At 70.8% G+C, this 14555-nt stretch carries 12 protein-coding genes; 6 read left to right on the top strand and 6 right to left on the bottom strand.

Features of this window, described 5'->3' with window-relative positions; genetic code table 11:
- The first annotated feature begins 79 nt into the window (after positions 1 to 79).
- The 3 genes from acs to BKA15_RS14645 all read left to right on the top strand — a co-directional run bounded on the left by acs (position 80) and on the right by BKA15_RS14645 (position 3936).
- A complete protein-coding gene (gene acs, locus BKA15_RS14635; RefSeq protein ID WP_179751923.1) occupies positions 80 to 2050 on the top strand; it encodes an acetate--CoA ligase in 1971 nt (656 codons plus the stop codon).
- 131 nt (positions 2051 to 2181) lie between these two features.
- Complete coding sequence (gene nhaA / locus BKA15_RS14640) at positions 2182 to 3405, top strand: Na+/H+ antiporter NhaA (protein WP_179751925.1); 1224 nt, start codon at positions 2182 to 2184, stop codon at positions 3403 to 3405.
- Between the two features lie 78 nt (positions 3406 to 3483).
- Positions 3484 to 3936 carry a phage holin family protein gene (locus tag BKA15_RS14645; protein WP_179751927.1) on the top strand — a complete coding sequence of 151 codons (453 nt, stop codon included), beginning with the start codon at positions 3484 to 3486 and terminating at the stop codon, positions 3934 to 3936.
- Here BKA15_RS14645 and BKA15_RS14650 read toward each other — a convergent pair.
- Positions 3911 to 4534 carry a TetR/AcrR family transcriptional regulator gene (locus BKA15_RS14650; protein WP_179751929.1) on the bottom strand — a complete coding sequence of 208 codons (624 nt, stop codon included), beginning with the start codon at positions 4532 to 4534 and terminating at the stop codon, positions 3911 to 3913. The two genes, BKA15_RS14645 and BKA15_RS14650, sit on opposite strands and share 26 nt — an antisense overlap.
- Positions 4531 to 6939, bottom strand: coding sequence for a PEP/pyruvate-binding domain-containing protein (locus BKA15_RS14655; protein ID WP_179751931.1), 2409 nt, complete (start codon positions 6937 to 6939; stop codon positions 4531 to 4533). Before BKA15_RS14655 ends, BKA15_RS14650 begins: the two co-directional genes overlap by 4 nt.
- 51 nt (positions 6940 to 6990) lie before the next feature.
- Between BKA15_RS14655 and BKA15_RS36875 the strand changes: the two genes are divergently transcribed.
- Positions 6991 to 7941 carry a GlxA family transcriptional regulator gene (locus tag BKA15_RS36875; RefSeq protein WP_179751933.1) on the top strand — a complete coding sequence of 317 codons (951 nt, stop codon included), beginning with the start codon at positions 6991 to 6993 and terminating at the stop codon, positions 7939 to 7941.
- 112 nt (positions 7942 to 8053) lie between these two features.
- Positions 8054 to 9052 (top strand): type I glyceraldehyde-3-phosphate dehydrogenase, encoded by a 999-nt coding sequence (gene gap, locus BKA15_RS14665; RefSeq protein ID WP_179751935.1) that lies wholly within the window; start codon positions 8054 to 8056, stop codon positions 9050 to 9052.
- A gap of 928 nt (positions 9053 to 9980) precedes the next feature.
- Here gap and BKA15_RS14670 read toward each other — a convergent pair.
- From BKA15_RS14670 to nth, 4 genes are read right to left on the bottom strand one after another with little or no spacing between them, the layout of a single operon-like run.
- Positions 9981 to 11669 (bottom strand): glycoside hydrolase family 13 protein, encoded by a 1689-nt coding sequence (locus BKA15_RS14670; protein ID WP_179751937.1) that lies wholly within the window; start codon positions 11667 to 11669, stop codon positions 9981 to 9983.
- A complete protein-coding gene (locus BKA15_RS35550) occupies positions 11666 to 12313 on the bottom strand; it encodes an HD domain-containing protein (RefSeq protein WP_179751938.1) in 648 nt (215 codons plus the stop codon). The genes BKA15_RS14670 and BKA15_RS35550 overlap by 4 nt, the downstream gene beginning before the upstream one ends.
- Positions 12303 to 12956 carry an NUDIX hydrolase gene (locus tag BKA15_RS14680; protein WP_179758467.1) on the bottom strand — a complete coding sequence of 218 codons (654 nt, stop codon included), beginning with the start codon at positions 12954 to 12956 and terminating at the stop codon, positions 12303 to 12305. The genes BKA15_RS35550 and BKA15_RS14680 overlap by 11 nt, the downstream gene beginning before the upstream one ends.
- 37 nt (positions 12957 to 12993) lie before the next feature.
- A complete protein-coding gene (nth, locus tag BKA15_RS14685) occupies positions 12994 to 13725 on the bottom strand; it encodes an endonuclease III (protein ID WP_179751940.1) in 732 nt (243 codons plus the stop codon).
- A 144-nt stretch (positions 13726 to 13869) separates the two neighbouring features.
- Here nth and BKA15_RS14690 point away from each other — a divergent pair, with 144 nt between their 5' ends.
- Positions 13870 to 14547 carry a Crp/Fnr family transcriptional regulator gene (locus BKA15_RS14690; protein ID WP_312879041.1) on the top strand — a complete coding sequence of 226 codons (678 nt, stop codon included), beginning with the start codon at positions 13870 to 13872 and terminating at the stop codon, positions 14545 to 14547.
- The last annotated feature ends 8 nt before the right edge of the window (positions 14548 to 14555 follow it).

Below are 14555 nucleotides of genomic sequence, written 5' to 3' on the forward strand. Positions count from 1 at the left end.
TCCGTACCGAATTCACGAGTAGGGCATGCGACATTAGGCTGGTGCCGGCCGGAGCATCAATGAGGAGAGTGAGCCACACGTGAGTGAGCCGCAACAGAGTGAGGCGCTGTCGAACCTGCTGCACGAGGACCGCCGATTCCCGCCGCCGGACGAGCTTGCCGCCGCCGCCAACGTGACGGTCGAGACCTACGCCGCGGCCGAGGCCGAGGGCGAGGGATTCTGGGCCGAGCAGGCGAAGCGGATCAGCTGGGCGCAGGAGCCGACCCAGGTGCTGGACTGGAGCAACCCGCCGTTCGCGAAGTGGTTCGCCGACGGCACCCTGAACGCTGCCTACAACTGCTGCGACCGGCACGTCGAGGCCGGCCTCGGCGACCGGGTCGCGTTCCACTTCGAGGGCGAGCCGGGTGACACCCGCACGATCACGTACGCGGAACTGACGACCGAGGTGAAGAAGGCGGCCAACGCGCTGCTCGAACTGGGCGTCAAGGCCGGTGACCGGGTCGCGCTCTACCTGCCGATGATCCCGGAGACGGTGTTCGCGATGCTGGCCTGCGCCCGGATCGGCGCGCCGCACACGGTCGTCTTCGGCGGCTTCTCCGCCGACGCGCTGGCGTCGCGGATCCAGGACTGCGGCGTCGAGGTCGTGATCACGGCCGACGGCGGCTACCGCCGGGGCGCGCCGTCGCCGCTGAAGCCCGCGGTGGACGAGGCGCTGAAGTCGTGCCCGGAGGTCCGGTCGGTCGTCGTGATCAAGCGGACCGGCCAGGAGACCGCGATGGCGGACGGCCGCGACGTCTGGTGGGACGACATCGTCGGCAAGCAGTCCGAGGAGCACACGCCGGAGGCGTTCCCGGCCGAGCATCCGCTCTACATCATGTACACGTCCGGCAGCACCGGGAAGCCGAAGGGCATCCTGCACACCACCGGCGGCTACCTGGTCGGCTGCTCGTACACGCAATGGGCGACCTTCGATCTCAAGCCGGAGACCGACATCTACTGGACGGCGGCCGACATCGGCTGGGTGACCGGCCACTCCTACATCGTGTACGGGCCGCTCTCCAATGCCACCACGTCGATCTTGTACGAGGGCACGCCGGACACGCCGCACAAGGGCCGCTGGTGGGAGATCGTCCAGAAGTACCAGGCGACCATCCTCTACTGCGCGCCGACGGCGATCCGCACGTTCATGAAGTGGGGCGCCGACATCCCGGCGAAGTTCGACCTGTCCTCGCTGCGCGTGCTCGGGTCGGTCGGCGAGCCGATCAACCCGGAGGCGTACGTCTGGTACCGGGAGCACATCGGCGGCGACAAGACGCCGGTGGTCGACACCTGGTGGCAGACCGAGACCGGCATGCACATGATCTCGCCGATGCCCGGCGTGACCAGCGGCAAGCCCGGCGCCGCCATGAAGGCGGTGCCCGGGGTCAGCGTCGACGTGGTCAACGACGAGGGCATCCCGGTGCAGAACGGCGAGGGCGGCTACCTGGTGATCACCAAGCCGTGGCCGGCCATGCTGCGCACCCTCTGGGGCGATGATCAACGGTACGTGGACACGTACTGGTCGCGCTTCGAAGGCCGCTACTTCGCCGGCGACGGGGCCAAGAAGGACGAGGACGGCGACCTGTGGCTGCTCGGCCGGGTGGACGACGTGATGAACGTGTCCGGCCACCGGCTCTCCACCACCGAGATCGAATCGGCCCTGGTATCGCATCCGAGCGTGGCCGAGGCGGCGGTCGTCGGCGCCACCGACGCCACCACCGGCCAGGCGATCGTCGCGTTCGTGATCTTGCGCGGCGACGCCACGAACGGCGGCGCGGATCAGGTCACCGAGCTGCGCAACCACGTGGCCAAGGAGATCGGCCCGATCGCCAAGCCGCGGCAGATCATGGTCGTCGAGGAACTGCCGAAGACCCGGTCCGGCAAGATCATGCGGCGGCTGCTGCGCGACATCGCTGAGAACCGTGAGCTCGGTGACGTCACCACGCTGACCGACTCGACGGTGATGGACTTGATCAAGTCCAACCTGGCCACCGCGCCCAGCGAGGATTGATCACCGGGAACGACGCCGGACGGAGCGGGAGCCACGACGATTCGTGGCTCCCGCTCCTGTCATCTAGGGTGGGAGCCAGGTGTGCCGGGAAGTCTGGTCGGCAGTTCTGCCATCGACCCCGGGAGTTGCCTGTGATCGCTCGACGTCAACGCATCGTGCTGTTCGGGCGCACCAGCGACGCCGATGCGCGGTCGGTCGCCGATGTCCTGCGGCAGGAGACGGCCGGCGGGGTGTTGATCCTGGTCGCGGCCGCGGCCGCACTGATCTGGGCGAACCTCGCCCAGGCGAGCTATCAGGACGTCCTGCATCTCCAGCTCGGGCCGCTCGACCTGCATCACTGGGCGGCCGACGGGCTGTTGACGATCTTCTTCTTCGTGGCCGGGCTGGAACTGAAGCGGGAGTTCACGGTCGGCTCGCTGTCGCAGCCGGCGAACGCCCTGGTGCCGATCGTCGCCGCGCTGTGCGGCATGGCCCTGCCCGCGTCGGTCTACCTGGCTGTGAACGTCATTGCGCCCGGCGGTCGGCTGGAGGGTTGGGCGATCCCGATGGCCACGGACATCGCCTTCGCGCTGGCCATCCTCGCGGTGGTCGCCCCCGGTCTGCCGGCCAGCCTGCGCGCGTTCTTGCTGACCTTGGCGATCGTCGATGATCTTGGTGCGATCCTGGTGATCGCGATCGCGTTCACCGCCGAGGTGCAGCCGCTGTGGCTGCTCGGCGTCGCCGGCTGCGCGGGGCTGTGGGCGCTGCTGCAATGGCGTCGGATTCGCGGCTGGTACTTCTATCTGCCACTCGGTCTGTTGTGCTGGTGGCTCACCCTGTCCAGCGGGATCCACGCCACGATCAGCGGGGTCCTGCTGGGCCTGCTGACCCGGGCCCGGGAACGCGAGGACGACCTGGCCGGCGACGCGGGCACCCCGGTGGATCGCTGGGAGCATCTGTGGCGGCCGGTGTCGGCCGGGGTCGCGGTGCCGCTGTTCGCGCTGTTCTCGGCCGGTGTCGCGCTGTCCCCCGACGTACTGCGGACCATGATCAGCGAGCCGGCGGTGATCGGCATCGTGGCCGGACTGGTGATCGGCAAGGCCTTCGGCGTGTTCGGCGGCGCCGCGCTCACGGCCCGGTTCACCCGGGCCGAGCTGGCGCCGGACCTGAAGTGGTCCGAGGTGTTCTCGGTGTCGATCTTGGCCGGCGTCGGCTTCACCGTGTCGCTGTTGATCTCCGATCTCGCCTTCGGTGACGACAAGGCCATGGCCGAACTGGCCAAGGCCGCCGTCCTGATCGGTTCCTTGCTGGCCGCCGGCCTGGCCGCGGTCTCCCTGCGTCGGCGTACGTCGGCACGGCGGCGCGCCGACTCCTGAGGGTGAACCCGGCTGGTCCGACACACCCTGGGGCGTGGTTCCGTTAGGCTCCCGCAGAGACGAGAGGAGCAGCAGATCATGGCAGAACCAGCGGTGGGCGACATCGTCAAGAGCATCACCGAGGACGTCAAGGTCCTGATCCAGGGCGAGGTCGAACTGGCCAAGCGAGAACTCTCCGAGTCGGCCAAGCGGGGCGGCATCGGCGCCGGGATGTTCGGCGCGGCCGGCTATTTCGTGATCAACGCGCTGACGCTGCTCTATGTCGCGGCGGCGCTCGGCCTGTGGGCCTTGACCGGGATCCACGTCGCGCTCTGTTTCCTGATCGTCGCCGGCGTGCTGTTGCTGATCGCGGCGATCCTGGCGCTGATCGGTTACACGTCGGTGCGCAAGATCAAGCCGCCGGAGGCGACGATCGCGGAGGCGAACAAGGCGATCGAGGACGTGAAGTCGGCCACCGAGCGCGGCCTGGCGGCAGTCAACACGCCGCTGCCCGAGCGCACCGCGATCAAGGCCGGGCCGGACTTCCGCTGACCGGCCGACCGGTCGGCACCGTCGGCCCGGCCAGCAGCGGCAGCACCACCTCGTCCACCAGGCCCGCCACATCCAGCGGCCGGCCGTCCAGCAGGAGTCGGTAGCGCAGGATCGCCGGACCGGCCTCCAGCCGCTGGTCGGTGATCACCGCCGGATCGATCTCACCCCGGGCCGCGGCCCGCTCGACGATCGAGCGGAGCAGCCGCAACCCGCCGTGCCGCGAATACCCGCGGACCCGGGCGTGCTGCTCCGGGTCGTCGAGGGACTCGGCCCAGAGCCCGCGCAGGGCGACGCCGACCGGACCGTTCAACTCGCCGGCGAACCGCTCGAACAGCATGATCAGATCGGACCGCAGCGTCCCGGTGTCGATCATGGAATCGTCGGCGGGCAGCCGGGAGTAGATCGTGTCCATGATCATTTCGACCCGGGTCGGCCAGCGCCGGTAGAGCGACGCCTTCCCGGTCCGGGCCCGCTGCGCCACCGTCTCCATGGTCACCGCCGCATAGCCGTGCTGGGTCAGTTCGGCCAGCACCGCGTCGTAGATCGCGGCCAGAAGTTGATCACCCCGCCGACGCGGCTCTGTCCGATGATCGCTCACACGCCGTCCTCGGCCGCGGTCACCGTGCCCGTCGACCCATCGACCCGGATCCGTTGCCCGGTACGCAAACGCCGGGTCCCGTCGCCGGTGCCCATGACCGCCGGCAGGCCGTACTCGCGGGCCACGATCGCAGCGTGCGAGCCGACGCCGCCGGTGTCGGCCACCACCGCGACCGCGCTCTGGAACAGCGGGGTCCAGGACGGATTCGTGTACGGGCAGACGAGCACCTCGCCCGGTCGCATGGTCGCGAACTCGGCCGGCGTCGTGATCACCCGGGCCGGCCCGGTGGCCACCCCGGCGCCCGCCGGCATGCCGGTGACGAGCGCGTCGCCGGCGTCCGCACCGGCGGCGAACGTAGCGCCGCGGTTGATCATGGGCACCGAGGCCAGCCGGTCCCGGCTGATCGCCCGCTGCCGGACCAGCCGGGCCAGCCGGTCCCGCTCGGCCTCCGCCAGCCGGGACGGTTCGTCGAGCCGCTCCAGTTCCTCCAGCCGCAGGTGGAAGACGTCGAACGGTTCCGGCAGCACGCCGGCCTCGTGCAGTCGCCGGCCGATCTCCAGCAGGCAGCGCCGGAGCACCGGCGCCGGCCGGGTGAGCAGGTCGTGCGAGTCCTCCCGAAACGCCATCCCGGCCTGGGCGGCCTCGATCGCCCGGCGCATCGCCTCCCGCCGCCGCGGGTCGGCCAGGCTGCGCTTGGCGTACACGATCTGTTCGGCCTCGGCACTGCGGCTGGCCGGTGCGGCGGTGGATCGGTTCGCGACCAGCGCCTGGAGCATGCCGAGCGGCACCTCCGGCGCGTCGATCCAGGTCGGCGGCGAGACCAGCACCGGGCTGCTGGTCTCCCGGTGGCCGTAGTCGGAGAGCAGCCGCTCGAAGTCCGCGGCGAGGTCGGCCAGGGCCGGGTCGGTGCGCAGCCGTACCAGCAGGTCGGCGGTGCTCAGGTCCGCGAACAGCCGGGCGGCCTCGGGCCGTTGCCGTACCGACCTGGCAAGATCGGCCAGCCTGCTGTTCATGATCGACGTCACGGTCTCGGCCCCCGCCATCAGGGCGCCGAGCAGCTTGGTCTCGCGGATCAGCGCGAGCCGGAACCGAAGCCGGAGCAGCGCCAGCCCGATCCCGGGCAGGAAGTCGGCCCGGAGCGACTCGCCGAGCTCGGCCACCCGGAACAGATCCCGCGGCCGGCGCAGCAGGTCCCGCCAGCTCAGCGCGGCCGGATCGCCGGCCAGGTCGGCCAGCCGGCGTTCGAACTGCGACACCCGCGGATCCTGCCGCCAGCGCCGCGGGTCGAACCGGTTCATCCGCATCAGCAACTGAGGCAGGGCGATCAGCAGGCGTGGCGTGGGCCGCGGGGTGGGCGGCCGGAACTGGACGACCACGCCGTCGGTCTCCGGCAGCAGGTCGGCCAGCTCGACGTCGAGCCCCTGGGCCTTGATCAGATTGAGCATCATCCCGGCCGGCCCGTACGGCAGCCAGGTGGTGCTGTCCAGCGGGTACGGCCGCTCGGTGAAGTACTCGGTGGCCACGGAGACCGCGAACCGCTGCGCCCTGGTGGCTCGTACGGGCTCCGGCAGTGCCGTCATCGGCCGGGCCTGGAGCAGCCGGATCTTGCCGTCGGCGATCGCCCATTCCAGGTCCTGCGGGCCGCCGAACAGGTCCCGGACCGCGGCGCCCAACTCGGCCAGCCGGGCCAGCCGGCCGGCATCGAGCAGCGGTTCGCCGTCGCCGCCGGAGCGGAACTCGAGCCGGCCCCCGGTCGGGTCGACCAGATAGTGATCGGGCGTCACGTCGCCGGAGACCAGCGCCTCGCCGAGCCCCGACACGGCGTCGATCATGAACCGGTCCCGGTCGCCGGTCACCGGGTCCGCGGTGAACATGACCCCGGCCAGCTCGGCCGGCACCATCGCCTGGACGACGACGGCGATCGCGACCTCGTCGGGTGTGATGCCGAGCCGGCGCCGGTAGGCGACCGCTCGGTCGGTCCACAGCGACGCCCAGCAGCGGGCGACCGCGCCGAGCAGGTCGTCCCGGTCGACGTCGAGGTAGGTGTCCTGCTGGCCGGCGAAGGCCGCGCCGGGCAGGTCCTCGGCGGTGGCGCTGGAGCGCACGGCGACCGGACCGCCGCCGAGCCGGTCGTAGGCCTGCCGGATCCGGTCGGCCAGGGCCGGCTCGATCGGCACCGCCTCGATCCGTGCGCGCAGGTCGGCCGGTTCGGCGGTGAGGTCGAGGCCGGCCACCTGGCTGTGGTAGGCGGCCGTCGTGATCACGAAGCCGTCCGGCACCGGGAAGCCCGCGGCCGCCAGCCGGCCGAGATTCGCACCCTTGCCGCCGAGGTCGTCCAGCGAGGTGCCGGCCTCGGCGAGGCTGCCGGTGACCAGGACCGGCGTCGACTCGATTAGAGAACTCATAGTTCTCTAACTGTAGCCCGGTAGTTCACCCATCCGCCAGACTGGGGCACCGTGAGTGGGACCCGCAATCACCAGATCGCCGTGCTCGTGCTCGAGGGCGCGAAGCCGCTCGATGTCGGCATCCCGGCCCAGGTGTTCTCGAACCGGCCGACGATGCCGTACGACGTGCAGGTGTGCGGGGCGGCGCCCGGGCTGGTGACCGGCGGCGACGGGCTCTCGTACCACGTGGCCGAGGGACTCGCGGCGCTCGACCGGGCCGACACGATCTTCGTACCGGGCTACCGGACGCCCGCCGACACCGACCCGCCGGCCGTCGTCGTCGACGCCCTCAAGACGGCCCACGCCCGCGGCGCCCGGCTGGCCGCGATCTCGACCGGCGCGTTCGCCCTGGCCGGGACCGGACTGCTCGACGGCAAGCGGGCGACGACGCACTGGCACTACACGAGGGCCCTGCAGGAGCGGCATTCCAGGATCCGGGTGGATGAGAACGTGCTGTTCGTCGACGAGGGCACCGTGCTCACCTCGGCCGGGGCGGCGTCCGGCATCGACCTCTGCCTGCACCTGGTCCGGCGCGACCACGGGGTCGGGCTGTCCAACGACGTCGCCCGGCGGCTAGTCGCCGCGCCGTACCGGAGCGGCGGGCAGGCGCAGTACGTGCCGCGGAGCGTCCCCGAGCCGCTCGGCGACCTGTTCGCCGACACCCGCGAGTGGGCGCTCGGGCACCTCGCCGAGCCGCTGACCCTGGAGCGGCTGGCCCGCAACGCGCGGGTGTCGGCGCGGACGTTCTCCCGGCGGTTCGTCGAGGACACCGGCTATACGCCGATGCAGTGGGTGCTCCGGGCGCGGGTCGACCTGGCCCGCGAGCTGCTGGAGCGCAGCGACCTCACCGTCGAACAGATCGCCCACCGGGTCGGCCTCGGCACCGCCGCCAACCTGAGGCTGCACTTCCACCGGATCCTCGGCACGTCCCCCACCGAATACCGGCACACGTTCTCGGCCTGACTCCTCATTGGCGAGATCCTTGCGATGGCTGGCGAAAGGTCCGGCGCGATCCTTGCGTACGGTGTCGTTCGAGCCACTTTCGAGCCCGTACGTGAGCGCAGAGCATGAGCTCATGACACGCATCGCCATCAACGGCTTCGGCCGGATCGGCCGCAACACGCTCCGCGGCCTCCTCGAACGAGACACCAAGCTCGAAGTCGTCGCCGTCAACGACCTGACCGCGCCGGACGCCCTGGCCCACCTGCTCAAGTACGACAGCTCGCTCGGCCGCCTCGACGTCCCGGTCGAGGTGGACGGCTCGGACCTGATCGTCGACGGACAGCGGATCCAGGTGCTCGCCGAACGCGAACCCGGCAAGCTCCCCTGGGCCGACCTGGGCGTCGAGCTGGTGCTCGAGGTCACCGGCCGGTTCACCGCGGCCGACGCCGCCCGAGCCCACCTCGACGCCGGCGCCCGGAAGGTGCTGGTCGGCGCCCCGTCGGCCGGCGCCGACGTGACGCTGGCGTACGGCGTCAACACCGAGGCCTACGACCCGGATCGGCACGTGATCATCTCGAACGCGTCCTGCACCACGAACGCCCTGGCACCGCTCGCCGCGGTGCTTGATGATCTTGCCGGCATCGAGCACGGCTTCATGACCACCGTGCACGCGTACACCCAGGAGCAGAACCTGCAGGACGGCCCGCACCGCGACCCGCGCCGGGCCCGCGCGGCCGCCGTCAACATCGCGCCGACCACCACCGGGGCCGCGAAGGCGATCGGCCTGGTGCTGCCGAACCTCAACGGCAAGCTGTCCGGCGACTCGATCCGGGTGCCGGTGCCGGTCGGTTCGCTGGTCGAGCTGAACACCACCGTGGCCCGCGAGGTCAGCCGGGACGATGTCCTCGCGGCCTATCGAACCGCGGCCGACGGCAAGCTCAAGGGCATCCTCGACTACTCCGAGGATCCGCTCGTCTCCAGCGACATCACCGGGCAGCCGGCCTCGGCGATCTTCGACAGCCTGCTCACCCGGGTCGACGGCCGGCACGTCAAGGTGGTCGCCTGGTACGACAACGAGTGGGGCTTCTCCAACCGGGTGATCGACACCCTGCAACTGCTGGCCGCCAATTAGCACGACGAGCGCGCCCCGTACCCGCCAACGCGTCGCCCGTCACCGGGGCCAACCGGACACCGCATTGCTCGACGTGCCCACCCCGGGAACCCGTCGCCCTCCCCCGACGGCGCGCCCATCCGATCCAACGCAGCAGCCGCCCCCACCCGAGCCCGCCTCCCGCCCGAGGCCCTCGCCCACCCCTCCGACGCCGCACCCCGCGTGTCCGCCTTGTGCGTCGGGCGACCCGCGAGGACGGCGAGGGCTATGCGCAGGGGCAGGGACGGGCGGCGCGAGGAACAGGCGGCACGCCGATGGGCAGCGCGGCGACAGGCAGCGCGAGCAGGCGCGCAAGCCGGGCGTGCGCAACAGGCGGGATGCAAGTAGCGGCGTTACGGGGACTGGCAACACGAGGCAGGCACCTTCGCACAGCCCACCCGCCTTGTGCGTCGGTTGTCGATATTTCCACGCCAGGGCTCGCGCCAGCGGTGGGATTGTCGACAACCCGACGCGGTCCTACTGGGAACGGTGAGGATACGCGAGCGTCGGTCACCGGCAGCGCGCGCCCAACGGGCCGGCGCGGGGACGGGGCTTGCGCGGGGACGACCTGCGCACGAGAACGTGCGGCGCGGCGACGGGGCGGCGGGACGTACGGCGCGAGACGGGACAGGCGGCGCGGGACGGGACAGGCGGCGCGAGACGGGACAGGCGGCGCGGGACGGGACAGGCGTAGCGAGTACACGGGCCCTGCTGGGCGTGGTTGGTGTCGTTTATCCTCCACGGTTCGCGCACCCAGGGCGAATGCCACGTGGAAATGCTCGAACCGTGGAGGAATAACGACACTTTGCCCTCGGACCGCCTGCCTCAGGTCGCTCGCGGATCCTCGCTCGCGCCGTGCACCGGCGCACCGACCGAGCGCTCGGACTCTCCGGCCCTCCGCCTCTCCGCGCTATGTCCTCAACCGCAGCACGGTCGACTCCCACGGCCGCAACTCGCCACCGGACGGTTCGCCGTGGGTGCTGATCAAGGTCGTCGCCCCGGCCAACTCGGGCAGCTCGCCGGCCGGTAGCAGGGCCGGCGCCGAGGAGCAGTTGGCCAGGACCAGGAGTCGATCATGGTCGAGGGACCGGGTGAACACCCAGAGTTGATCATGGTCGGGCAGCAGCAGCTCGAACCGGCCGTGCACGATCACCGGCTCGGCGTGCCGGAGCTTGATCAAGCGGCGGTAGTGGTGGAACACCGAGTCGGGGTCGGCCTCGGCGGCGGCCGCGTTGATCAGCGTGTGGTTCGGGTTGACGTCGATCCACGGCGTGCCCTCGGTGAAGCCGGCCTGTGCCGTGTCGTCCCAGTGCATCGGCGCCCTGGCGTTGTCCCGGCTCCTGGCCGCGAGCGCGCGCAGCAACTGCTCCTCGGGCAGGCCGAGACCGAGCCCGTTGCGGTAGTAGTTCAGCGACTCAAGATCACGGTAGTGACCGATCTCGGTGTACGCCGTGTTCGTCATGCCCAGTTCCTCGCCCTGGTAGACGTACGGCGTGCCCTGGTGCAGGTGCAGCACCGTGGCCAGGGTCTTCGCCGACGCCACCCGGTGTTCGGCCGAGTCGTCGCCGAACCGGGACACCACCCGCGGTTGATCATGGTTGTTCCAGTAGAGCGAGTTCCAGCCGACGTCGGCCAGGCCGTCCTGCCACCGGGCGAACGCCCGCTTCAGCACCGGCAGCTCGACGTCGGCCAGGCCCCACTTCGCCCCGACCGCCTTCTGATCAAGATCGAGATGATCGAAGGTGAACACCATCCCGAGCTCCCCGCGGGCCGGATCGGTCAACCGCCGCGCCTGCTCGATCGTCACGCCCGCCGTCTCGCCGACGGTGATCAACTTCCGTTCGGTGAAGCCGACCTCGCGGTGCAGCTCGGCCAGGAACTGATCAAGCCGCGGCCCGTACGCCACCAGGTCCCACGGAATCCCGTACGGAGAACCAGGCATGGGCGGGCCGTCGGCGAACTCGTCCGCCTTGGCGATCAGGTTGATCGCGTCCAGCCGGAACCCGTCGACGCCGCGGTCGGCCCACCAGCGCATCATCGCCTGCATGGCCTGCCGGACCTCGGGATTCTCCCAGTTCAGGTCGGGCTGCTTGGCGCCGTACAGGTGCAGGTAGTACTCGCCGGACCGCTCGTCCAGGGTCCAGGCGGAGCCGGAGAACACCGAGGCCCAGTTGTACGGCGGCCCGCCGTCCGCGGCTGGCGGACGCCACCAGTACCAGTCCCGCTTCGGCGACGCCGGATCCCGCGCCTCGACGAACCAGGGATGCTCGTCGGAGGTGTGGTTGACCACCATGTCCAACATCAACTTCATGCCGCGCCGGTGCAGCCCGTCGATCAACCGATCAAGATCATCGAGGGTGCCGAACACCGGGTCGATCGCGTAGTAGTCGCTGATGTCGTAGCCGTTGTCGTCCTGCGGCGACGCGAACACCGGGGACAGCCAGACCACGTCCACCCCGAGCCGGTGCAGGTAGTCCAGCCGTCCCACCAGGCCCGGCAGATCACCGATCCCGTCGCCGTTGCTGTCGGCGAACGACCGCGGATAGACCTGGTAGACGACCGCCGATCGCCACCATTCCTGCCCTGCGGCAGAAGTCACGCGTCGTCCGGGTCGGGCAGACCGAGGCGTTGGCGCAGCTCGGCGCGCTCGGCGTCGAGATTGGCCCGGGCCTGCTTGAGCAGCTTGCGGCCGCGGCCGGTCCGGAACAGCTGGGTGGCGGCCAGGCCGTCCAGGACGTCCAGCCGGCCGGCCCAGAACTGCTCGTCGTCCACCGCCGCATACTCCTCCCGGACCGCGTCCACATACCGCGCGTACTCCTCCGGGGTGCCGCCCAGCACGGCAAGATCGGCGTCGCAGAGCAGCTCGCCGTCGGCGTCGCCCGGACCTACCTGGTGGATCGTGGTGAGCCGGACCAGCCGGGCCACCTGATTGATGTCCTCGGTCTCCAAGCCGGCCCGCTGCAGCCGTCGGACGACAAGCCGGGCCGAGGCCTCCTCGTTGGTCAGCTCGCGCTCCGGGATGTCGTACACGGCGTCGTGGAACCAGGCCGCCAGCCGGACCAGGTAGAGATCATGATCACTGGTGGCGAACCGGTCGATCGCCTCCAGCACGGCCAGCAGATGATCTTGGTTGTGATACCTGCGGTGCGGCTCGCCGTATCTCGTGATCAGTTCCTCGCCCAGCTCGGGCTGACTGGGCAGCACCTGCTGCCAGCGGGTGCGCAGTTCGTCCTCAATGGGCATTGACGTCTCCTGAGGTGTCGCGCCGGTCGGTCAGGTAGCGCTCCGGGATCTCGACGGTACGGGACTCGTCCCAGGGCCGGGCCCAGCCGCCGAGCTCCAGGATCCCGTCCACGAAGTGGGCGGTCAGCCCCCAGATCAGCCAGTCATCGATTCTGAACGCCGGACCGGTGTAGCCGGACGGATGGCGCACCCGGGCCCGGTTCCGCGGCTCGGTCAGCTCGGCCACCGGGATCATCCGGACCGTCTCCACCTCCCGCGGATCGACCGCCGCGACGGGGCTCGGCGCGTGCCACCAGCCGACCACCGCCGAGACGTCGAAGCCGCTGACCGCGACGTGGGCGGCCGGCGAGACGCCGAGCACGGTGACGCCGGACCGGTCCAGCCCGGTCTCCTCCTCGGCCTCGCGCAGCGCCGCCGCCACCAGATCGACGTCGGTCGGATCGACGCCACCGCCCGGAAAGGCGATCTGCCCGGCGTGGTGGCGCAGCTGCCGGGATCGTTTCAGGAAGAGGATCGCCGGACCGTCCAGGCCGACCTCGATCAAGATCAACACCGCGGCGCGCCGACCGCCCCGACCGGGCCGGAGACCGACGACTCCGTCCAGCCGGGCCTGGTCGGTCAGGCCCTCGGCCAGCCGGGCCAGCTCCGGCGGCGGGGCCAAGCCCGCCTCGGAACAGGACTCAGCCACGGGGCTCCCGGATCAGCTTGGCGGCCTTCTTCGGGTCGGTCTCGCCCTCCCCGTAGGCGGGACACCAGCGGGCGATCGGACAGGCGCCACAGGCCGGATTGCGGGCATGGCAGCGGCGCCGGCCGTGCCAGATCACGTTGTGCGACAGCTGGGTCCAGTCCGACTTCGGGAACAGCGCGCCGATCTCGGCCTCCGCCTTGACCGGGTCGGTCTCCCGGGTCCAGCCGAACCGGCGGATCAGCCGCCCGAAGTGGGTGTCCACGGTGATGCCGGGGACACCGAACGCGTTGCCGAGGACGACGTTCGCCGTCTTCCGGCCGACGCCGGGCAGCGTGACCAGATCCTCGAGCCGGCCCGGCACCTCGCCGTCGAACCGCTCCACCAGCGCCGCGCCGAGCTTCAGCAGGGAGTCGGTCTTGGCCCGGAAGAAGCCGGTCGGCTGCAGCAGCGTCTCCAGCTCGACCCGGTCCGCCTCCGCGTACGCCTTCGCGTCCGGATAGCGCGCGAAGACGACCGGCGTCACCTGGTTGACCCGCCGGTCGGTGGACTGCGCGGACAGGATCGTCGCGACCAGCAGCTCCAGCGGGTTCCGGAAGTCCAACTCGCAGTGCGCGTCCGGGTACGTCTCCGCCAGCGCCCGGTTCATCGTCCGGGCCCGCCGCACCAAGGCCGTACGACTCCGATCCCGCGACGACGGCAACTCCTCCGCCACCTCAATCACCATGCGACCGCTCCATGGCAGGCAACCCTACGCGGCGGCACTGACGGCCGTACTGAGAGAGTGAACGTGAGAAGGTGACGGAAACTCCCAATCCGAGGCTTGAACGGTAGCCTTGGGCCCGGTAACTGGTTCTGAGCAGGAGGACGAGTGGATCCAGAGGTCTTGAAGCAGGCGCCGTTGTTCGCCGAACTCGACGACGAGGCCGCCGGCACCCTCGCTGCCGCCATGGGCACGATCAAGCTCAACAAGGGCGACGTGCTGTTCCACGAGGGCGACACCGAAGATCGCCTCTACGTCGTTGTCAGCGGCAAGATCAAGCTCGGCCGGAGCGGCTCGGCCGGACGGGAGAATCTGCTCGCCGTGCTCGGCCCGGGCCAGATGTTCGGCGAACTGTCGGTGTTCGACCCCGGCCCCAGATCCAGTACGGCCTCCGCGGTGACCCCGTGCGAGCTCCGGGTGCTCGAGCACGACGAGCTGACCCAGTGGCTGACCGGCCGGCCGGAGGTCGCCCGCGGCCTGCTCGGCCAGCTGGCCTCCCGGCTCCGCCGCGCCAACGAGAACGCCGCCGACCTGGTCTTCTCCGACGTGCCCGGCCGCGTCGCCAAGGCCCTGCTGGACCTGGCCAAGCGGTTCGGCGACCAGCGTGACGAGGGCATCCACGTCCACCACGACCTGACCCAGGAGGAGCTGGCCCAACTGGTCGGCGCGTCCCGGGAGACCGTCAACAAGGCCCTGGCCGACTTCGCCGCCCGCGGCTGGATCCGCCTGGAGCCCCGCTCGGTCACCCTGATCGACGTCGAACGCGTGGAGCGCCGCGCCCGCTGACGGCACCA

This window comes from Microlunatus parietis, assembly GCF_013407955.1.
Taxonomy (GTDB): domain Bacteria; phylum Actinomycetota; class Actinomycetes; order Propionibacteriales; family Propionibacteriaceae; genus Microlunatus; species Microlunatus parietis.

Coding starts and splice junctions, on each gene's coding strand:
- BKA15_RS14645 (WP_179751927.1), top strand. CDS start 3,484: ATGGCAGAACCAGCGGTGGGCGACATCGTCAAGAGCATCACCGAGGAC.
- BKA15_RS14655 (WP_179751931.1), bottom strand. CDS start 6,939: ATGAGTTCTCTAATCGAGTCGACGCCGGTCCTGGTCACCGGCAGCCTC.
- gap (WP_179751935.1), top strand. CDS start 8,054: ATGACACGCATCGCCATCAACGGCTTCGGCCGGATCGGCCGCAACACG.
- BKA15_RS35550 (WP_179751938.1), bottom strand. CDS start 12,313: ATGCCCATTGAGGACGAACTGCGCACCCGCTGGCAGCAGGTGCTGCCC.
- nth (WP_179751940.1), bottom strand. CDS start 13,725: ATGGTGATTGAGGTGGCGGAGGAGTTGCCGTCGTCGCGGGATCGGAGT.